We start from the raw sequence: 21174 nt of genomic DNA on the forward strand, positions 1-21174 counted from the left end.
ACTATTACATCAAGGAATAGATAATGTAAATTGGTAATTATTGAATACTGGCTTGAGATTTATCATTAGATTGAGAAATTTTCTCAACCTCGACCCACTCAACTCTTTTTAATTCTTTTGTTAAAGCTATTTTTAATACTTCGTCAGCATGCTCAACAGGAGTAATTTTTATATCATCAATAATTTTCTTAGGCATATCAACAAGATCTTTTTCATTTTCCTTCGGAATTATAACTTGTTTTATCCCAGCTCTGTGTGCTGCTAATAGTTTTTCTTTTAATCCACCAATTGGCAATACTTGACCTGTTAATGTTACCTCGCCTGTCATTGCAACATCTCTTCTGACGGGATTATTTGCGATTGCAGAAACTATTGAAGTGACCATACCAATACCTGCTGAGGGTCCATCTTTAGGAGTAGCTCCTTCTGGAACATGAATATGAAAATCCTTTTTTTCAAATAAAGGAGGAATGATTCCATAATCTAAACTTTTTGATCTAATAAAAGATTTTGCAGCTTTGATAGACTCTTGCATAACCTCACCTAATTTTCCTGTAATTTGCATTCTGCCTTTTCCTGGCATTATAACAGTTTCAATTTTAAGAATTTCCCCACCGTATTCAGTCCAAGCTAAACCAGTAACAACACCGATTTTATCTTTACTTTCAAGTTCACCAAATTTAAATTTTTGAATTCCTAAATAGTCTGGTAAATTTTTTAAATCAATTTTAACTTCTTTCTCTTCTCCAGAAACTACTTTCTTAACAACTTTTCTCGCTACTTTTGAAATTTCTCTTTCTAGGTTTCTTACACCAGACTCTTTTGTATAGCTTTGGATAATTTCTTTAATTATATCCTCAGATAAAGTCATTTCATTTTCTTTAACTCCATTATCTTTAACTTGTTTGGGTAGTAGATACTTATTTGCAATATTAATTTTTTCATCTTCTGTATAACCAGCTAATCTAATGACTTCCATTCTATCTAATAACGGTGGTAAAATATTCAAAGTGTTAGCTGTAGTAACAAACATGACGTCAGATAAATCATAATCAACTTCTAGATAATGATCATTAAATGTTGTGTTTTGTTCTGGATCTAATGCTTCTAACAAAGCAGAAGATGGATCTCCTCTATAATCATTTCCAATTTTATCTATTTCATCAAGAAGAATAAGTGGATTTTTTGTACCTGCTTTTTTCATCATTTGAATAATTTTACCAGGTAAAGAGCCTATATAAGTTCTTCTATGTCCTCTTATTTCCGCTTCATCTCTCATACCACCTACAGAAACTCTTACAAATTCTCTGTTAGTAGCTTTTGCAATTGATTTTCCTAATGATGTTTTACCAACACCTGGAGGACCAACTAAACATAAAATTGGACCTTTAATCTTTTCCATTCTTTTTTGGACTGCTAAAAATTCAATAATTCTCTCTTTAACTTTTTCTAAACCAAAATGATCTGCATCAAGAACTGCAAGTGCTTTTTTCAGATCAATATCAACTTGGCTTTTTTTATACCAAGGAAGATCTGTCATCCAATCAAGATAATTTCTGATAACAGTAGCCTCAGCAGACATTGGGCTCATATTTTTTAATTTTTTAAGCTCAGCCATACATTTCTTCTCAACATCTTTTGGCATTTTTGCTTTAATAATTAATTTATTCAAACTTGAAGTTTCATCTTTTCCATCTTCGATTTCACCCAATTCCTTTTGAATAGCTTTAAGTTGTTCATTTAAATAATATTCTCTTTGAGTCTTCTCCATTTGAGTTTTAACTCTTCCTCTAATTCTTTTTTCAACTCCAATAATACTGGTTTCATTCTCCATTATTTTAATTATAGAATTAAGTCTTTTCTTAACATCTATAGTTTCAAATATTTGTTGCTTCTCTGAAATTGTAGCTGTTAGGTGAGATGCGATATTATCAGCAATGTGTGATGCATTAGTTAACTTTTTAATATTATTAATCGTTTCACTTGATACTTTTTTATTAATTGAAGTTAGTTTTTCTAATCTTCTTACAGCAGTCATTGCTAGTGGTATTAAGTCTTCATCTTTAGTTACTACATCATGGTGATGAGCATATTCACAAATAATAAATTTCTCATTATCTTTAAAATCTAAAATTTTTACTCTTTTACTTCCTTCAACTAAAACTTTTACTGTACCGTCTGGTAATTTTAATAACTGAAGAATATTACCTTCACAACCATACATGAAAACATCAGTTTTTTTAGGGTCATCTATTTCTGAATTTTTTTGGGTAACTAGAACAATTTTTTTGTCCTTTTTCATAACTTCATTTAAAGCGGCAATAGATTTATCTCTACCAACAAATAATGGAACTACCATATTTGGAAATACAACAATATCTCTTAACGGTAATAAAGGTCGTTCAATTTTTACATCCATCATCTAAATATGGATATTAAATATGATATTGCAATAGCTATTTATTACTTATTAACGTGAAATTAGGCAGCAGAAGTTTTGTCAGTCTTTGTTTTGCTACTATTTTTTGAATGAACTATGATTGGTTGAGATAGTCCTTTGGCCGCACTAGCGTCTACAATAACTTCCTCCACATTGTCTTGACTTGGAAGATCGTACATTGTTTTTAATAAAATATTTTCTAAGATTGATCTAAGGCCTCTAGCCCCAGTTTTCTTATTAATTGCTTTTTGTGCAATCTCTTTGATCGCATTTTCTTTAAAACTTAACTTAGCTCCATCTAATTTAAATAATTCTTGGTATTGTTTAATTAGCGAGTTTTTTGGTTCTTGTAGTATTTTAACTAGAGATTTTTCATCAAGATCTTCTAATGTAGCTATCATTGGAAGTCTTCCAATAAATTCTGGGATTAAGCCATACTTTAACAAATCTTCAGGTTCTAAAGTTTTCATCCACTCACCTGTTTTTTTATCATCTGTTTTTTTTACATTTGCACCAAATCCTATTGATGTACCTTTATCTCTTTGAGATATTATTTTATCTAAGCCAGCAAATGCTCCACCACAAATAAACAAAATATTTGTTGTGTCTACTTGTAAAAATTCTTGTTGTGGATGCTTTCTGCCACCTTGAGGTGGAACGCTCGCCACTGTCCCTTCCATAATTTTTAATAGAGCTTGTTGTACACCTTCTCCAGACACGTCTCTAGTTATAGAAGGGTTTTCTGACTTTCTGCTAATCTTATCAACTTCATCGATGTATACAATTCCACGTTGTGCTTTTTCAACGTTGTAATCAGCAGCTTGTAATAATTTTAAAATTATATTTTCAACATCTTCACCAACATAACCTGCTTCTGTTAAAGTGGTTGCATCTGCCATTGTGAAAGGAACGTCAAGGATTCTTGCTAGAGTTTGAGCTAATAAAGTTTTTCCACAACCAGTTGGACCAACTAAAAGAATATTTGATTTTGAAAGTTCAACTGTTTTGCTGGTTTTAGTCTCATAATTAAGTCTCTTATAATGATTATGAACAGCAACTGATAAAACTTTTTTTGCGTGAGGCTGCCCAATAACATAATCATCTAATACAGCACAAATTTCTTTAGGCGGTGGTAACCCATCTTGATGTTTAACAAATGTGTCTTTACTTTCTTCTTTGATGATATCCATGCATAGTTCAACGCATTCATCACATATAAATACAGTTGGACCTGCAATAAGTTTTCTAACTTCATGTTGGCTCTTTCCACAAAAAGAACAGTAAAGAATATTTTTATTATTTGTTGTCATATAATTTATAAACGAATCAGTAAAGTTACTTTAATATAGAAGACTCATACTAATCAAGTATCAGTTTAATGGGGTGTCAAGATGTTGTGTATTAAGATCTATTTTCAACTACTTCATCTATCAAACCAAACTCTTTTGCGGTATCTGGAGTCATAAAGTTATCACGTTCTAGTGCTTTCTTCACATCATCAACAGATTTTCCAGTATGTTTTGAATAAATCTCATTAAGTCTTTTTTTCAAGGCTAAAACCTCGTTAGCATGAATTTCAATATCTGTAGCTTGTCCTTGAAAACCAGCAGAAGGTTGGTGAACCATAATTCTAGAATTTGGCAAAGAAAATCTTTTACCTTTTTTACCTGCAGCTAATAAAAATGAACCCATTGATGCAGCTTGACCAATACATAATGTTGAAACATCTGGTTTAATGTATTGCATAGTATCATAAATTCCAAGACCTGCTGTCACTAGTCCTCCAGGACTATTGATATATAAATTGATTTCTTTTTTTGGATCCTCAGACTCTAAAAACAAAAGTTGAGCTGTAACTAAAGATGCTACGTTATCATTTATTGGTCCTACCAAAAAAATAATTCTCTCTTTGAGAAGTCTTGAATAAATATCATAAGCTCTCTCACCTTTATTTGATTGTTCAACAACCATAGGTACAAGAGTATTCATTTGATCTAATAAATTTGTTGTCATAAGTTGATTCTCTTACTTATACAACTTGTGATTACTTTTTACTAACTTTTTTTGTTGAAGGTTTTTTAGATGCTGAGGGTTTTGGTTTTTTTTCAATTTTAGTAGATTTTGAAGCTTTTTTTTCCTCAGGATGATCGTGGTCATGTTCATGATTATGATCTTGTTTTTGATGTTCCTTTAAAATTTTTTCTGCCTCTTCTTTGCTAATTTCTTTTTTAGATGGTTTTGCTTTAGTTTTAATTAAATCGATAATTTTTTCTTCATACACGGTTCCTCTTAAGCTAGCTAATGCTGATGGATTTTTTTGATAAAATTCCATAACCATCTTTTCTTGGCCAGGCATCATTCTAAGTTGTTTTTGAACTTCAGCTTGAACTTCTTGTTCAGTTACTTTGATTTTATTTTGTTCACCGAATTCATTTAATATCAACCCAACTTTAATTCTTTTTTTAGCGATTTCCTCAAAATTTTTTCTACTTTTTTTAGAATCTTCTTCAGTCATACCTTGAGATAAAATCTTAACTTCTTCTTCAATTAAGTTTTCCGGAATTTCATCCACTTTAAAATTTTCAATTTCTTTTAAGATTTGAGTTTTTGCCAATTTATCTAGAGAATTTTTATATTCATCATTAATTTGTTTACTAACTAATACTTTTAAATCAGCAAGATCTTTTGCACCTAAGTTTTTAGCAAAAACATCATCTATTTTTACTTCCTCTGATTTTTTTACTTCTGTAATTTTACAAATAAAATTAGCTTTCTTATTTGCGTATTCTTTTTGTGGATAATTTTCAGGCAGAGTAACGTCAACAGATTTTTCATCATTTTTTTTAACGCCGATAAGCTGTTTATCAAAGCCTTTAATAAATAAGTCCTTACCTAGAATTAATTGAGTATTTTTTCCTTCACCACCAGTAAAATCTTTTCCATCAATCGTTGCTTTGTAGTCAAAAATAACTAAATTTTCCTCTACTGCTTTAACATCTGCTGCAACTTCTTTAAAATTGTTCTGACTTTTGGCTATTTCTTTAATTCTTTTATCTGTTTCGTTTGTGTCAATTTTAACTGAATATTCATCAAATTTAATATTTTCAACAGACTTTAACTCTACCTTTGGAAGTTCTGTTATCGACATTACATATTCTAAATCTTTATCTTCACCATAGGTTTTAAGATCGAGCTTTGGTTGTCCAGCTGGCTTAATTTTATTATCTTCTAAAGCTTTAACTGATGTATCTTTAAGAACTTTATCTAGCACTTCACTAAAAATTGCTTGGCCAAATTGTCTTTTTAAAACTTCTTTAGGCACCTTGCCAGGTCTAAAACCTTTTAAGTTAACAGTCTTTTTAATTTCTTCATATTTTTCATCCATATAAGAATTCATAGTTTCTTTATCTATGAAAACTTTAATGTCTTTATTTAAACCTTTTTTATTTTCTACTGTAACTTTCATAATTTTTTAAGCTTGTTGGTAGGCGAAAAAGGACTCGAACCTTCACATCTTGCGATACTGGTTCCTAAGACCAGCGCGTCTACCAATTCCGCCATTCGCCCACAATTCTTGTGGCTTTATATAGGATAGTTTCTATTTGTCCAATGACAATAATAATGAAATATATTAATAATCAATTATATTTACTAGTAATTTAAAAAAAATGATTATTTCTCCATGTATAAGTATATGTAAAACAGATCCTCAAACAGGATATTGTTATGGATGTGCAAGAAATAATGAGGAAAAAAAAATGTGGAAAATGCAAAAAACTACAGAAGAATGGAAAAAATCAAACTTAACAATCATTCAAACACGTCTGAGTGGCTGGCAATTAGAGAGTTTTAAAGAATCTTATGGTCATAAGATTGAAAATGGAATTTCACTTTATAAAAAGAATTTAAATAATGAGTAAATCTACTTTAGCTATATTAATTTATGTTGCGGGGTTAATCTTTGGAGCGTTGGTTTTAAATATATGGAGTGCAGAAACTGGACCCAAAGCTTTTATAGGGATAATTTGGACAGCAATTTTATTAATTGCACTTTTTTACGCTGACAAACATGAAAAAAAGTAAAAAAATATTTTTTTTTGGTATATTTTCAATCTTATTAGTAAGCTTCCAGACATTTGCTTTATCTGAAATTATGCATTTAACAGGCTGTAAGAATTTAAAAGATGGTTTTATTAAAAATGAATATATTTTAGATTTAGAAAAGTCTTTAATGAAGAGAAATTATATTTATGACAGTAAAACTTTTAAAAAATATAAATCTACTGATCTTAGTGTTAAACAAGAAAATTTAATTGAAAGATTTATCTATGAAGATGAGAACTTAATACTAACAGACAAAATTGGTTACCCACAATTTTATACCCAACTAGTTTTTGAAAAAAATAAACCATTAATTAAAATCAAAACAGTCATAAATGGAGAACAAGGTATCTCAAAAATTTCAACATGTGATAAAGTGGAAGTTTTCGTAAAAGAAAGTTAAGATTTTTTACTTTTCTTATTTACTTTACTTGTAAAGTTTATTTTTTTTGAACCAAACCTAGTATTAGTTATATTGCTTCTATGTTTAGCATAAGCTTGTTTTTGAGCTAACTTCATAGCTTTTTTAGATGACATTTTGTTAGTTTATATTTTTTAAAAATTTTGTCGAGCAAGAACATTAAAATTTTTGTCTGAAATGATTATCTCTCCAGAAGAAGTTGTAATATTTAGTACTTCTTGAATTGTTACATAATGTGTAACTAATACCAAATTGTTATAACCGTTCCATTCATTAATATATTTTTTTAAATCATAAATTTGTTTATTTTTATTACTTGCAAATTTTGCACTAAAAAATGAATTTAAAAAACTTTTTGTTTCATATTTATCAAAAGCATGTTGAGCTGTATGTTTGCATCTACACCACTCACTAGATAACACCTTATCGATCTTAATATTATTTTGTGAAAAAAACTTCCCAATATTTTTAGATTGTTCAATACCCTCTATGCTTAAATTTCGTTGAGTTTCACATTTTAATATATCAAAATCTAATGGATCACCTCCACCTGGTGCAATTGCATGTCTTATAAATATTAATTTTTTACCTTCTTTTAACAAACTTTGTATTTCATCATTTGAATTTGCTTTTACTGAAATATTGAAAGATAAAAGTATTAATAAAAAAAATTTTATAAGTTTCATATATGGATATAAAATTCAAAAAATTAAATAATTCAATAGTTAAATGTAAAAGTTGTCCTAGGTTAATTACGTTTAGTAAAAAAATTTCTATAGAAAAAAGAAAACAAAATATAAAGGAAACTTATTGGGCTAAACCAGTTACAGGATTTGGTGATATTAACGCTAAACTATTAATAGTAGGTCTGGCGCCTGCAGCTCACGGGGGTACTAGAACAGGCAGAGCGTTCACTGGAGATAAATCTGGAGATTTTCTTTTTAACTGTTTATTTAAAGCTAACATATCGAATATATCAACTTCTACGCATATTGATGATGGTTTAAAATTAAATAAAACCTATATTACAAATATTCTTAAATGTGTCCCTCCAGAAGATAAACCTTTAAAAAATGAATTATCCAACTGTTCAACATTTTTTAAAAATGAATTGAACTTATTAAAAAATTTAAAAGTTATTATAGCATTAGGTAAAGTTTCATTTGATAATTGTATAGAATTTTATAAAAAAAATTATCATTTTGATAAAAAATTAATCTTCATTCACGGTGTAAAATATTTATTACCTGATAATAAAATTCTAATTCCTAGTTATCACCCTAGTCCAAGAAATGTTAATAGAAAAATAATTAATACACAAAAAATGGTAAGCTTGTTAAAGAAGGCTAAGAAAATTATTTAATTTTTATACTATCGCAAAAATAAGGTTTAAAAACTTTAAAAATGTCCTCTGGAACTTTTATAGGTTTTCCATTTTTATCTACAAAAACTAAATGTACTTTTGCCTCAACAATTAATTCGTCATCTCTAGAAATAAATTGTGACATAAAAAAAGAAGTTTTTGTAATAGATTTAACAAAGGATCTAATTTTTAACTCGTCTTCAAGATAAGAGGGTTTTTTGTACTCAATGTTACAAGATTTAACAACAATTAAGGCTCCATAATCTTCTTTAATTTTTTTATTATTAAATCCGATTGTAAACAATGCTTCTGTTCTTGCTCTTTCAAGAAACTTCAAATAGTTTGCATAATAAACAACTCCACCTGCATCAGTGTCTTCATAATAAACCTTTATATTGTGAAAAAAATTTTCGTGCATGAATTTATACTATCAAAAATAAATATTTTTAGCATCAAACTAAGATATAATATAACAATGAAAGTTTATATTATTTGGCTTTTAGGTGTAATTGCTTGGAATTATTTGGTCCCTAATGCTGCACCCATTGAAGATGTAATTGTTGCAGTACTTTTATCTTTTTTAAGTATTGGTCTTAAAAAAGTATTTAAATAATCTTATTCAGCTGAAAAATAAATATCTTGATAATAAGAGATAGCTTTTAATTTCGAATTATCAGTGTCAGTCATTATAGCTATACCTGAAATTTCTGTAACATCAATTTCATGAAGTTTCTTAAAATCTTTTTGCACATTTGCTTTAACAGTAACCCATGTATTTTTGTTATTTTTTGTGGTTGAGAGAACATAATCAATAGATTTTTTTGTATATGGACTTGGCCAATATTTTCCAACATCATTATTACTTGAAAAAACATAATTAATTGCCCTGTTAGATAATGGTGTAGAACCTGTTTTTTTTATTACAAAAACTCTAGCAGCATAATCGTGCCCTTTTTTACTATTTTCAATAATTCCAGATAAATCTTTCTCAACTTTCCATGTAATATTAATAATAGGAGTTTTATTAAGATCAATTCTAATTTCTTTTCCCAAGCCTGACCCAACACCTTCAGCCTCTGCTCTTATAAAGTTACCATTTTCGTTAGACCCAACAGCCCAGCTGGTCTCTCCTTTAACTTTTTTAACTTTTAATGTATTTAGCTCATCGTTAGTAAAATCGAAAACATAAACATTTTCAGCTAACAAAGGTTTTGTTATTAAAAATAAATATCCTAATAATATTAAAAAAAATTTCATCAGTCTGAGGGTATATCTAAATTTAATTTTAAAACAATATTTGAACACACTTTAAGCATTAAATTATCAATATTGGATACTATATAAATAGAATGAAATTAATTTCTATATTTGTTTTATTAATATATTGGTCCATAATTCTACTGGCACCAGTTATTTCTAAAGAAAGTAAGTCTCTTAATGTTGATTCTAAAGTGCTAGTTAGTAAGTAGAACGACCACCACTAATATCAAAAACAGCTGCTGTTGAAAATGAGTTTTCTTCTGAAGCTAGCCAGCAAATTAATGAAGTAAACTCTTCTATCTCTAAAAATCTACCTCTAGGAACCTTAGAAAGCATTCTGGCAACATGTTCTTTTGACATTTGATCAAGAATTCTTGTTTTTGCACCAGCTGGGGTAACAGCGTTTACAGCTATATTTTTATCAGCCAGTTCTTTACCTAATGATTTAGTTAAACCAATAGCTCCTGCTTTAGCTGAACTGTAGGCACTAGCATTAGCGTTACCATCCTTGCCAGCTACAGATGCAACATTGATGATTCTACCATAATTATTTTTAATCATATTGGGCACAACACACTTGCAACAATTAAAAGTCCCCATTAAATTAATTTGTACTATTTTATTCCACTCATCAACATCATAATCCCATAGAGAGGATGTCGAACCTGTAATACCAGCATTATTAATTAAAATATCAATGTTCGTAGATTTTGTTATTTCATCTACAGTTTCTTTAACATTTTTATAATTAGAAACATCAACAACTTTATAAGACAGATTTGGGTTGTTTAGTTCTTGAGTAGCTTTTTTAAGTTCATTTTCATCTATATCCCAAATAATAGTTTTAACACCTGAGCTTAAAAATCTTTTTGCTATATCAAGACCAAAACCTTGAGCTCCACCTGTGATAATTGCTGTTCTATTATTTAAATCAAACTGATGCATTAGTTTATTTACTAGCTAAAAGATAATAAGTCAAAGATGATACAAATGCTCCAATGATCCAAGAATAAGAGTGAAAACTCATTAAACTTTCATTCCAGATAGTTGAGGCTGCAAAAATAAAACCTAAAACTAAAGAGTAGATACCTTTCAAATGCCAGCCATTAGAATAAAAATACATGCCCTTGTCGTCTAAAGAAAAAATCTCATTGTTATTTAAGTTAGTTTTTTTTAATAGATAATAATCAACAACCATAACACCAAATAATGGGCCAAAAAAAGAACCAAGGGTATCTACAAATGCTAATATTCCAATCTGGCTTAATAATGGTAACCAAAGCATACCAACAATAAAACCAATAACAGTAATAACAATAGCAGATTTTTTTAAATCAAGAGTTTGAGGAAAAAAATTCAGTAATGAATTTTGAGCTGGAACATAATTTGCTATTAAATTTGTTGATGCAGATGCAAAAACAATAAAAAATAAGACAATCACAGTTAACTGAGAATTGTCAATTTTACCAATGATATCTGTAGGATTTGTTAAAATTCTTTCCATGAGTTCTAAATTTTTGTTTAGAAAAATATCCGATCCAATGACTATAAAAACTGCAAAGAAAGAAAAAATTATCAAATTTAATATTAAGCTTAAGTTTCCTTTTTTTAATTCACTCTCATTCTTTACATATCTACTAAAGTCACCATAGTTGACAATAACTACTGAAAAATAAGCAAATAAAGTTGCCGCCACAGTAATCAATGGAGCAACATTGCTACTATTTAAAATGTTTTGTATCGAAAAAATATCAACAAATGCAGCAGAAGTAACCTTAACATCATAAAGAAAAACTGTTAAAAAAAATATAAGCATTCCTGAATAAACGGTAATCGCAGAAACTTTTATTATAAGTCTATTAAACTGATGGCTTTTACTAAATAAAAAAGCTTGTAATAAAATTGCAAAAACAAATGCTATCCAATCAATTAAATTTAAACCAAAAACAAATACTAAAAAAATATCCTGATCTAAAAGTGAACTATCAATAGAATATAAGGTTATTCTAATTAAGTAGCTAAAAAGTTTTGATAAAAAATATGTTTGAATTCCAAACATGAAAATTCCAACCAATCCTCTTAATAGAGCAAAATATTTAGCTCCTTTTATTCCAATCGAGGTTCTTAAAATTACTGGAAAAGGAAGTCCATATTTTTGGGATGGTTTACCAATTAAATTTGCAAAGAAATAAACAAATATTGAAGCAATTAAACTTCCAGTTAAAACTACAAAAACATTTAATTCATAAACCAAATAAAGTGAGGCAATTAAAGAAAAAGCAATCAAACTTTGGATATTATTCGCCCAAAAATAAAACAGATCTTTCCAATTCCAATTTTTATCATTTGGATTAACTGCAACTAATTCCCAGTTAATTAGGGTATTTTTTGATTTGATCTGATTCACTAAAACTATAATAAACTAATAAGTTCTACTGTCCATATAGATAGGTTGGTAACCATAAAGCTATTTGTGGGAAGATTATTATTAAAATCAATCCTATAATTTGAATTACCATAAATTGCATCATGCCGTAGTAAATATCTTTAAGATCCCACTCTGGAACAACACCTTTAAGAAAATATGCTGATAAGGCGACTGGTGGTGAGAGCCAGGCTGTCTGGAGATTGACTGCAACAAGTATTGCAAACCAAGTTAAATTAAAACCAAGTGCTTCTACTAAAGGCAATATGATTGGAACTATTATCATTACGATTGGTACCCATTCTAGAGGCCAACCTAAAAGAAAAATTATAACCATAATCATTGCAAGAATTAAGTATCTGTTCATCTCTAGACCAAGTAAAAATTCCGTTAGAAGCATGGGTGTTCCAAGTCTTGAAAATACAGCTCCAAAGAAGTTAGATGCAGCAACTAAAACCATAATTAATGCTGCTATTTCTAATGTTTTAACAAGAGAGTCTTGTAATTTTTTGAAAGTTAATTTTCTATAAGCTAAAGCTAAAAGTAAAGATCCCATAGCTCCACACCCTGCAGCCTCTGTTGGTGTTGCAAATCCAAACAAGATACTTCCAAGAGCAGCAAACACTAATGCTGCAGGTGGAACTAATCCTAAGAAAAATTCAACCCAAACTTCTTTCATACTTGTTGCTCTTAATTCTTTTGGTAATACAGGTCCTAAACTTGGATCTATCCAACATCTAATTGTTGTGTATGCCCCATAAAGAGTTGCAAGCAATACACCTGGTATTATTGCTGCAGCAAACAAATCTGTTACAGGAATTTCCATTATTGGACCCATCACAACAAGCATAATGCTAGGTGGGATTAAAATTCCAAGCGTTCCACCAGCAGTAATAGTTCCAGCTGCTAATCTTACATTGTATCCTGACTTATTCATTGATTTTGCAGCCATAATCCCAAGGATGGTAACTGATGCACCAACAATTCCAGTTGCTGCAGCAAAAACTACAGAAACGAAAAGCACAGCATAATAAAGTGAGCCTCTTACTTTAGCTAACATAAGTTGGAAAGCTGAGAATAATCTTTCCATTAATCCAGCTTGCTCCATCATAATTCCCATAAAGACAAAGAGGGGAACTGCAGCAAGTGTTTGCTCTGTCATGACCATAGAAAACTGCAAGGTCATTAAATAGAATACTAATTTACCAAATCCCAAATAACCAAATACAAAACCCAAGAAAATTAAGGTAAATGAAATTGGAAAGCCTACAAAAATTGAAAAAAGCATTACTCCTATAAGAATAAATCCTAATAAAGCAGGATCCATAAATTCAGCTAACATTATTTCTCCTCTCCAGGCCACTTACCTTTAGTAGCTGCCCAATAACTTTTAAATAATTCCGATATCCCTTGAACAATCAAAAGAATAATTCCGACAAACAAACAAGCTTTAATTGGCCACATATAAGGCATCCATGCTGTGTCCATACCCTTTTCACCTCTCATGATAGACTCTTGAAGAAAGCCAGTTGACATATAAAGAAATACACTTAGTCCTGGAAAATAAAATATTAGGTAAAGCCAAAAATCTATTCTTCCTTGGTTTTTGGTTTTAAAATTTCTGTATAAAAAGTCTGCTCTAATATGAACACCTTTTGAAAGCGCATAACCAGCTCCCAACATAAATAAAGCTCCATACATAAATCTACTCATGTCATAAGCCCACATAGTGGGTGCATTGAAAAGTTTTCTGGCTAAAACTTCATAAACCATTGCAAATATTAACGGTATAGTAATCCAGCAAACTGTGTTGCCAACCCATTTATTAAATAAATCAATTTTTGTAATTGCTAATGCCATCCACTTAGGCATATTTCTTGGCATTTTACCTGAACCACCTCTTCTTTCAGCAATCATTTCATCTGAAATGTCTAGTTTCATAGGCTTTATAGATTTAAGAGGTTTTTTAGATTTGTGGTTTCTTGGCATAAATATTTAAAAAAAAACTAAAGCGGATCGTAAAATCCGCTCTAGTTATATTTATTTTTTATCTAAATACTACTTTAAAGTAGCTGCGTGAGCCATTCCTAGCTTAGCATTAGACATTTGAGATCCAGACCAGAAAGGAACTGCAATATCAGCAAACGCTTTTTGAGAGTCCCAAACTTCTTTAAAGAATTTGTTCTCATTAGCATTTTTTTCTAGACTTGCTTTTGCAGCAGCCATATATGCTGGGAAATAATCTGCTGGAGTATCATGTAAAATCACACCGTGTTTTCCGGTCAACTCAGCAAGAGCTTTTCCGTTTTCATATATTCTGTAACTCATAGATTTTGATAGAGATGCATTCGCAGCAACTTCTAAAGCTTTTTTCTCTAAAGCAGACATCTTTTTATACTTAGATCCTGTAATGTAGAAATCAGCATTTACTACTACTTGGTGAAGACCTTGTAGATAGTAATGTTTTAGAACTTTCTGGAAACCGAATGTCATGTCTGGCTTAGGACAACACCATTCAGCAGCATCAATTGTTCCTGCTTCAAGTGCTGGTAAAATATCTCCACCACCCATTGCAACAGAAGCTACACCAATGTCTTTATAAGTTTGGCCAGGAATTCCCGGAGGAGTTCTGAACTTGTACTTTCTAAAGTCGGCCATGCTATTAATTGGCTCTTTGAACCAACCTAAAGCTTCAGGTCCTACTGGTTGTAACATAAATCCTTTGATGTCTCTTCCCATCTCAGACCATAGTTGGTCGTAAAGTTCTTTACCACCACCATATTGGAACCAAGATAAAAAAGCGATGTTATCGATACCAACACCTGCACCTGCTACTGGCGAACCAAATAACATAGCTGCTGGGTGATCGCCTGACCAATAGTGAGTCCAAGCAAAACCACAATCAATTAATCCTTTATCAACTGCATCTAAAGTTTCTTTTACACCCACTACAGATCCAGCTGGCATAATTTCGAACTTAAGCGATCCACCAGTTAATTCTGTTACTGTATCAGTGAAGTCTTTCAACATTACCACTTCATCAGCTTTTGAACTAATTACTGTTTGACACTTAAGAGTTTGTGCAGATGCACCCGTTACTGTCATTACAGTAAGTAGAAGCGATCCAACAAACAAAGATATGATTTTTTTCATATTTATATTTCCTCTTGTTGTGTTTTTTTATAAAAAAACTACCTTTTCAAAAATAAAAAAATAAAACAAGTCTTAATATTAGAAAAATACTGATTATAAGCATTGGTAGTACTAGAATTTTAATTTTTACTATTATAGACATTCTAAATTGATGGAAAATTTTGATTATATTATTTTAGGAGCTGGATCAGCAGGTTGTGTTCTTGCAAATAGACTGTCTGAAAATCCAAAAAACAAAGTTCTTTTAATTGAGGCTGGTGGCAAAGATAATTACCCATGGATTCATATACCAGTAGGATATTTCAAAACTATGCATAACCCCAATGTTGATTGGTGTTATAATACAGAACCGGATGAAACTATGAACAATAGGTCCATAAGGTATCCTAGAGGAAAAACTCTTGGAGGTAGCTCATCAATAAATGGTCTACTTTATGTTAGGGGTCAACACAGAGACTACGATGTTTGGAGGCAGCTAGGAAATAAAGGCTGGAGTTGGGAAGATGTATTACCTTATTTCATCAAAGCTGAAAATCAAGAACGAGGAGAAAGTGAATTTCATGGTGTAGGAGGTCCTTTGTCTGTTTCTGATCAACGAATACAATTGCCTTTATTAAATCAGTTTCAAAAAGCGGCTGAGGAATTTGGAATTCCAAAAACTAAAGATTTTAATACAGGAGACAATCATGGCTGTGGTTATTTTCAAGTAACAGAGAAGGATGGCTTTAGATGTAGTACTGCTGTTGGTTATTTAAACCCAGCTAAGAAAAGACCTAATTTAAGAATAGTTACAAAAGCGCATGTTAAAAAGATTAATTTTGAAAACAAAGTTGCTAAAGAAGTTGAGTATTGGATTGAAAATGAAATATTCACTGTAAGTGTAAATAAAGAAATTATCTTATCTTCAGGAGCAATTGGTTCTCCACAATTATTACAAGTATCTGGAGTTGGAAATTCAAATAAATTAAAGGAACTAGGAATTGAAATGGTACATGAATTAAAGGGTGTAGGTGAAAATTTACAAGACCATTTAATGTTTAGACCAATATATAAAATACAAAATATAAAATCTCTTAATAAAAAAATTAATAGTTTATTTGGTAACTTGTTAATTGGATTAGAATATATCTTTAATAGAAGTGGGCCAATGACTATGGGTGCAAGTCAGATGTGTATGTTTGCAAAAAGTGATCCTTCATTAGAGCTGCCTGATTTACAATGGCATGTTCAGCCAATGAGTATGGATACATTGGGAGCTACCAAAAACCATGATTTTCATGGTTTTACTCCAACAGTTTCACAAATTAGACCAACTAGTAGAGGTCATATTAGTATAGCAGATAAAGACTCACGAACTTACGCAAAAATAAAAATGAATTATTTGTCGACAGATGAAGATAGAAAAATTGCAGCAGCTGGTCTTAAATTAACAAGAAAAATTGTTTTAGAATCTGAGACATTTAAAAAATTTAGCCCAGAAGAATACCGACCTGGAATTCATTTAACAGAAGATGAAGATATTTTAAAAGCAGCAGCAGATTATGCTCAAACTATTTTTCATCCTGTTGGAACATGTAAAATGGGTCAAGATGATATGGCCGTTGTTGATGATCAACTAAAAGTTCATGGAATTAAAAATTTAAGAGTAATAGATGCATCAATAATGCCCAATATCACCTCTGGAAACACTAACGCACCCACAATAATGATTGCAGAAAAAGGTGCTGATATGATATTAAGCAGCTAATGTTTGCAGAATTATTCGGGCCTGAACAACTTATAATTTTAGGCCAAATTATATTTATCGATTTAGTATTAGCTGGTGATAATGCCATTATTATTGGAATGGTTGCCTCTAAATTTCCACCCGAACAAAGAAAAAAAGTAATCTTTTGGGGAATAGGTGGTGCAGTAATTTTAAGAATTATTTTAACCATGTTAACTGCTTATTTATTACAAATAACAGGATTAAGATTAATAGGAGGATTGCTTCTTCTTTATATAGTCTACAAACTCTACACAGATGTAATTAAAGGTCAGTCAGGTGAAGAAGATATTAAAGTAGACAATTCAAGCTTTATGAAAGCTATATGGACAGTTTTACTTGCTGATTTTACGATGAGTTTGGATAATGTTTTAGGTGTAGCTGGTGCTGCAGGTGATCACTATGTATTATTAATATTTGGTTTAGCTTTATCAATAATTCTTATGGCAACAGCAGCTACTGTAATTTCAAGATGGATTAATGAATATAAATGGATAGCCTGGATTGGTTTAATTGCTATACTGGTTGTTGCTATCGAATTAATTTATACGGATTTAAAGTTATTTATTTAAATGTACTTACAAAAAATAAATCTTAAAAACAAATATGCATTAGTTACAGGTGCTGGCAAAGGATTGGGAAGAGCCTGCTCAATTGCTCTAGCTGAAGCTGGAGCTACAATCATTGCTTTAAGTAGAACTCAATCAGATCTTGATAAACTTGAAAAAGAAATAAAAAAGATAAAAGGTAAAGTTATCAAAGTTAATTGTGATGTAATGAATTATGAAGATCTTAAAGAAAAACTAGATAAGATTAAGATTATAGATATTTTGGTTAATAATGCTGGGACAAATATTCCAGAACCTTTTGAAAAAATTAAACAAGAAAGCATGAACTACTTAGTAGATTTAAACCTTAAAGCTGCTTTTAATGTTGCTCAATTAGTTGTTAAAAAAATGTTAAAAAATAAAAAAAGAGGTGGATCTATTATTAATATGTCATCTCAACTTGGTCATGTTGGAATGTCTGGCAGAAATGTTTATAATATGACAAAATTTGGTATTGAAGGTTTGACTAAAGGTATGGGTGTTGAGCTTGCAAAAAACAATATTAGAGTAAATACAGTGGCCCCTACTTTTGTAGCAACACCAATGGTTAAAAGATTTTTTAAAAATAAAGAATTTAAAAAATTAGCTTTAGGGAATATTCCTATGGGAAAATTAGCAACAGAAAGTGATGTTGCAACAAGCGTTTGTTTTTTAGCTTCATCTGCTTCATCGATGATTACAGCTACATCAATCCTAGTAGACGGTGGATGGACAGCAAAGTAATATATAGATTACTTTCATTAGTAGCGTTATTTTTTTCAACTCAATCTTTTGCCGTAGAGTTTCAGGGAAAATTCATTCAAGGACATTACATTATTGGAAAAACTGAGCCTGGGTCATCAATTTTTGTAGATAAAAAAAAAGTTAAAGTCACAAAAGATGGTTATTTTGCATTTGGAATTGAAAAAGATAGAAAATTTGACATTACAATTACTGAAAATAATAACAAAATTGTAAAAAAAATTAAAAAAAGAAAATATAATATTCAAAAAATTGAAGGCTTACCTAAAAAAAAAGTTACACCACCTGAAGAATTTTATGCAAGAATAAAAAGGGAAAACAAATTAATAGCTGATGCAAGAGAAATTGAAAGTGACTTACAGTTTTTTAAAGAAAAGTTTATTATCCCAGTTGATGATGCAATAATTACTGGTGTTTATGGCAGTCAAAGAATTTTAAATGGCATACCCAAATGGCCTCATTATGGTTTAGATTTTGCTCAAAAAAAAGGTACTCCAGTTAAAGCAATGAATAACGGTGTTGTTACTCTGGCTGAAAAGGACTTATTTTATACTGGAGCAACTTTAATATTTGACCACGGTCATGGTGTTTCAACTCTTTACATGCATATGGATGAAATTTTTGTAAATGTAGGTGATCATGTTAAAAAAGGAGATATCATTGCTACAGTTGGTTCCTCTGGTAGATCAACAGGACCTCATCTTGATGTAAGACTTAATTGGTTTGGTACTAGACTAGATCCTGCAACTATATTAAACATTCAATAATGAAAAAAACCATATTAGAAAAAACAGCAGATAAATTAGTTAATGCATTTGTTAACAATAAAATTATTGCACCACTTCCAATAAAATTTACAAAAACATTAAGTGAAGCTCAAAAGCTAAGAAAATTATGTGAGAGTAAAGTTAAAGATCCAATAATAGGATTTAAAGCTGCAGGGACAGGTATACCCGTCATGAAAAAACTTAAAGAAAAAAAACCTTTCTATGCTGCAATCTTTAAAAAGAATTTTTTAAAAAGTGGAAAAAAAGTAAAAATTAATAAATCAACTTTAGGGATAGAACTTGAGGTTTGTTACCTAATTAAGAAAAACTTTTTCTCATCAAAAGGATTAATTACAACGAAAAATATAACAAAACATATTTCTCACATGGCAGCTTGTATTGAGGTTATAGGTTATAGACAAAAGAAAAAAGGCATTACTAGTTTTGGAGATTTATGTAGTGACTTTGGTGCTAACGTTAAATTTTTGATTGGTCAAAAGAAGAAATACAAAAGAATAAAAATTGGAAACTTAAAGACAAATATTACTAATAAAAAAATTGGGCAAAGTGTTAATGGAAATACAAATACTGTTTATATAAATCCACTTAATTCACTTAGATTTGTTTTGAATGAATTAAAAAAAGATAAAGTAAATCTTGATAAAGATTTTTATGTATTCACTGGATCAACTGTTGGGGTTGTGCCAATTTTAGGTAAAGGTCTTTACACTGGAAAAGTAGATCAACTTGGATCTGCCAAAGCAATTATTCATTAATTTTTAAAAAATTTATTAATGGCGTTACACTTTAGTAAACAAGAATTTGAGAAAAGAAAACTGGCTACATTAAAATCAATGAAAGAGCAAAATCTTGATGCTCTTTTAATGTTCAGACAAGAATCTATGTTTTGGCTTACAGGCTACGATACCTTTGGTTATGTTTTCTTTCAAACATTAATATTAGACCATAAAGGAAATATTATTCTTTTAACAAGGGCTCCAGATTTAAGACAGGCTCAAAACACTTCAAATATTGAAGATATAAGAATTTGGATAGATAAAGACCAGTCTAATCCAACAGATGATCTTAAAATCATCTTAAATGAATTAAATCTAAAAGATAAAAAAATCGGAGTTGAATACGAAGCTTACGGTATGACAGGTCGTAATGCTTTAAGACTTAATAAATCTCTAAAAGGTTATTGTGAGGTAGCAGATCAATCAGAATTAATCACCAAACATAGGGTTGTTAAATCTATTGAAGAAATTGTTTATGTAAAAAAAGCTGCAGAACTTGCTGATCAAGCGCTAGATGAAGCATGGAAATATGCAAAAGCTGGTGCTAGTGAAGCAAAAATTTTAGCTGAAATGCAAAGAGTTGTTTTAGAAGGTGGCGGTGATTATCCAGCAAATGAATATATTATAGGCTCTGGACACAATGCATTATTATGCAGATATCAATCCGAGAAAAGAATTTTATCAGATACTGATCAGTTAACTATTGAATGGGCTGGTACTTATAAACATTATCACTCTGCAATGTTTAGAACTATTCCTATTGGTAAAGCTGATCCAAAGCACATTAAAATGCATGAGGCATGTCTTGAGGCTTTAACCAATTGTGCAAAAACTTTAATACCAGGAAAAACTGCTGGAGATGTATTTGATGTACATGCTAAAACTTTTGATGATCTTGGATACAATAAAGCCAGAATGAATGCTTGTGGTTATTCATTAGGGACAACCTTCTCACCCAATTGGATGGACTGGCCAATGCTATACACAGGTAATCCTTATAAGATTGTTCCTGGTAATGTCTTCTTTATGCACATGATCTTAATGGATTCAGATAGTAAACTAGCTATGAATTTAGGTGAAACCTATTTGGTGACCGAGAATGGTAACGAGAGATTAGGTAAGCAAAAGTTGGATTTAGTAGTCTTATAGGGCTCTATCTTCCAGTTTGCTTCTAGTTTCAATAAATAAGCTTAATTATAACTTCTACTATTATCATAGGGGTCCTGTTATCATAGGGGTCCTGTTGGAAACCAAACGTAGTTTTAGCTTTTAAATAAAGACTTACACTTACAGTATTAGGTTCTTACATATCTGACTATTAGATGTTGGTTTT

24 protein-coding genes and 1 tRNA gene are annotated in these 21174 nt (G+C 30.4%); 11 read left to right on the top strand and 14 right to left on the bottom strand.

Translation table 11 applies throughout. The annotated features are described in order from the left end of the window. Window positions 1-37: 37 nt before the first annotated feature. From lon to AC5SLT_RS03740, 5 genes are all read right to left on the bottom strand, one after another. Window positions 38-2422, bottom strand: coding sequence for an endopeptidase La (gene lon, locus AC5SLT_RS03720; protein ID WP_494591227.1), 2385 nt, complete (start codon window positions 2420-2422; stop codon window positions 38-40). A gap of 59 nt (window positions 2423-2481) precedes the next feature. After that, window positions 2482-3750, bottom strand: coding sequence for an ATP-dependent Clp protease ATP-binding subunit ClpX (gene clpX / locus AC5SLT_RS03725; protein WP_006997038.1), 1269 nt, complete (start codon window positions 3748-3750; stop codon window positions 2482-2484). A 91-nt stretch (window positions 3751-3841) separates the two neighbouring features. Then, window positions 3842-4453 (bottom strand): ATP-dependent Clp endopeptidase proteolytic subunit ClpP, encoded by a 612-nt coding sequence (gene clpP / locus AC5SLT_RS03730; protein WP_006997039.1) that lies wholly within the window; start codon window positions 4451-4453, stop codon window positions 3842-3844. Window positions 4454-4484: 31 nt separating this feature from the next. Further along, window positions 4485-5906, bottom strand: a complete 1422-nt coding sequence (gene tig, locus AC5SLT_RS03735) for a trigger factor (RefSeq protein WP_494591228.1) — start codon at window positions 5904-5906, stop codon at window positions 4485-4487. 16 nt (window positions 5907-5922) lie between these two features. Further along, window positions 5923-6007 (bottom strand) — tRNA-Leu (locus AC5SLT_RS03740). Between the two features lie 101 nt (window positions 6008-6108). On the opposite strand from AC5SLT_RS03740, the gene AC5SLT_RS03745 reads away from it, so the two are divergent. The 3 genes from AC5SLT_RS03745 to AC5SLT_RS03755 are packed head-to-tail and all read left to right on the top strand — an operon-like array spanning window position 6109 to window position 6944. Further along, on the top strand, window positions 6109-6360 hold the full coding sequence (locus AC5SLT_RS03745) for a DUF1289 domain-containing protein (RefSeq protein ID WP_494591229.1): 252 nt from the start codon (window positions 6109-6111) through the stop codon (window positions 6358-6360). Next, complete coding sequence (locus AC5SLT_RS03750; RefSeq protein WP_006997042.1) at window positions 6353-6523, top strand: hypothetical protein; 171 nt, start codon at window positions 6353-6355, stop codon at window positions 6521-6523. The genes AC5SLT_RS03745 and AC5SLT_RS03750 overlap by 8 nt, the downstream gene beginning before the upstream one ends. Further along, complete coding sequence (locus AC5SLT_RS03755) at window positions 6510-6944, top strand: hypothetical protein (RefSeq protein ID WP_494591230.1); 435 nt, start codon at window positions 6510-6512, stop codon at window positions 6942-6944. Before AC5SLT_RS03750 ends, AC5SLT_RS03755 begins: the two co-directional genes overlap by 14 nt. Here AC5SLT_RS03755 and AC5SLT_RS03760 read toward each other — a convergent pair. Further along, entirely contained in the window at window positions 6941-7078 is a 138-nt protein-coding gene (locus tag AC5SLT_RS03760) for a hypothetical protein (protein WP_020169337.1), read from the bottom strand. The two genes, AC5SLT_RS03755 and AC5SLT_RS03760, sit on opposite strands and share 4 nt — an antisense overlap. An 18-nt stretch (window positions 7079-7096) precedes the next feature. Further along, on the bottom strand, window positions 7097-7648 hold the full coding sequence (locus AC5SLT_RS03765; RefSeq protein WP_494591231.1) for a histidine phosphatase family protein: 552 nt from the start codon (window positions 7646-7648) through the stop codon (window positions 7097-7099). Window positions 7649-7650: 2 nt separating this feature from the next. Here AC5SLT_RS03765 and AC5SLT_RS03770 point away from each other — a divergent pair, with 2 nt between their 5' ends. Next, window positions 7651-8325 (top strand): uracil-DNA glycosylase, encoded by a 675-nt coding sequence (locus tag AC5SLT_RS03770; RefSeq protein ID WP_494591232.1) that lies wholly within the window; start codon window positions 7651-7653, stop codon window positions 8323-8325. Here the strand turns inward: AC5SLT_RS03770 and AC5SLT_RS03775 are convergent. Next, complete coding sequence (locus AC5SLT_RS03775; protein ID WP_018414049.1) at window positions 8318-8743, bottom strand: YbgC/FadM family acyl-CoA thioesterase; 426 nt, start codon at window positions 8741-8743, stop codon at window positions 8318-8320. The two genes, AC5SLT_RS03770 and AC5SLT_RS03775, sit on opposite strands and share 8 nt — an antisense overlap. Window positions 8744-8800: 57 nt before the next feature. Here AC5SLT_RS03775 and AC5SLT_RS03780 point away from each other — a divergent pair, with 57 nt between their 5' ends. After that, window positions 8801-8938: a hypothetical protein gene (locus AC5SLT_RS03780; RefSeq protein WP_006997047.1), complete on the top strand. Its 138-nt coding sequence runs from the start codon at window positions 8801-8803 to the stop codon at window positions 8936-8938. Between the two features lie 2 nt (window positions 8939-8940). Here the strand turns inward: AC5SLT_RS03780 and AC5SLT_RS03785 are convergent, their stop codons facing one another. The 6 genes from AC5SLT_RS03785 to AC5SLT_RS03810 all read right to left on the bottom strand — a co-directional run bounded on the left by AC5SLT_RS03785 (window position 8941) and on the right by AC5SLT_RS03810 (window position 15163). After that, window positions 8941-9582, bottom strand: coding sequence for a DUF3047 domain-containing protein (locus AC5SLT_RS03785; protein ID WP_006997048.1), 642 nt, complete (start codon window positions 9580-9582; stop codon window positions 8941-8943). Between the two features lie 201 nt (window positions 9583-9783). Continuing rightward, on the bottom strand, window positions 9784-10530 hold the full coding sequence (locus AC5SLT_RS03790; RefSeq protein ID WP_020169333.1) for an SDR family NAD(P)-dependent oxidoreductase: 747 nt from the start codon (window positions 10528-10530) through the stop codon (window positions 9784-9786). Window positions 10531-10534: 4 nt separating this feature from the next. Then, on the bottom strand, window positions 10535-11992 hold the full coding sequence (locus tag AC5SLT_RS03795) for a cytosine permease (protein WP_494591233.1): 1458 nt from the start codon (window positions 11990-11992) through the stop codon (window positions 10535-10537). Between the two features lie 25 nt (window positions 11993-12017). Next, complete coding sequence (locus AC5SLT_RS03800; RefSeq protein WP_494591234.1) at window positions 12018-13352, bottom strand: TRAP transporter large permease; 1335 nt, start codon at window positions 13350-13352, stop codon at window positions 12018-12020. Beyond that, window positions 13352-13999, bottom strand: a complete 648-nt coding sequence (locus tag AC5SLT_RS03805) for a TRAP transporter small permease subunit (protein ID WP_034391601.1) — start codon at window positions 13997-13999, stop codon at window positions 13352-13354. Before AC5SLT_RS03805 ends, AC5SLT_RS03800 begins: the two co-directional genes overlap by 1 nt. A 69-nt stretch (window positions 14000-14068) precedes the next feature. Then, window positions 14069-15163 carry a TRAP transporter substrate-binding protein gene (locus tag AC5SLT_RS03810; protein ID WP_018414041.1) on the bottom strand — a complete coding sequence of 365 codons (1095 nt, stop codon included), beginning with the start codon at window positions 15161-15163 and terminating at the stop codon, window positions 14069-14071. 151 nt (window positions 15164-15314) lie between these two features. Between AC5SLT_RS03810 and AC5SLT_RS03815 the strand changes: the two genes are divergently transcribed. The 6 genes from AC5SLT_RS03815 to AC5SLT_RS03840 are packed head-to-tail and all read left to right on the top strand — an operon-like array spanning window position 15315 to window position 20990. After that, entirely contained in the window at window positions 15315-16910 is a 1596-nt protein-coding gene (locus tag AC5SLT_RS03815) for a GMC family oxidoreductase (protein ID WP_494591235.1), read from the top strand. Then, the gene (locus AC5SLT_RS03820) at window positions 16910-17500 is read left to right on the top strand and encodes a TerC family protein (RefSeq protein WP_020169329.1); all 591 of its coding nucleotides are present in this window, start codon (window positions 16910-16912) and stop codon (window positions 17498-17500) included. Before AC5SLT_RS03815 ends, AC5SLT_RS03820 begins: the two co-directional genes overlap by 1 nt. After that, on the top strand, window positions 17501-18259 hold the full coding sequence (locus AC5SLT_RS03825; RefSeq protein ID WP_018414038.1) for an SDR family NAD(P)-dependent oxidoreductase: 759 nt from the start codon (window positions 17501-17503) through the stop codon (window positions 18257-18259). Then, window positions 18244-19044 (top strand): M23 family metallopeptidase, encoded by an 801-nt coding sequence (locus tag AC5SLT_RS03830; RefSeq protein WP_271616042.1) that lies wholly within the window; start codon window positions 18244-18246, stop codon window positions 19042-19044. Before AC5SLT_RS03825 ends, AC5SLT_RS03830 begins: the two co-directional genes overlap by 16 nt. Beyond that, complete coding sequence (locus AC5SLT_RS03835) at window positions 19044-19820, top strand: fumarylacetoacetate hydrolase (protein WP_494591236.1); 777 nt, start codon at window positions 19044-19046, stop codon at window positions 19818-19820. Before AC5SLT_RS03830 ends, AC5SLT_RS03835 begins: the two co-directional genes overlap by 1 nt. A gap of 18 nt (window positions 19821-19838) precedes the next feature. Next, a complete protein-coding gene (locus AC5SLT_RS03840; protein ID WP_494591237.1) occupies window positions 19839-20990 on the top strand; it encodes a M24 family metallopeptidase in 1152 nt (383 codons plus the stop codon). Window positions 20991-21174 lie beyond the last annotated feature (184 nt).

The sequence above is a fragment of the Candidatus Pelagibacter sp. PS_11 genome, assembly GCF_059417975.1.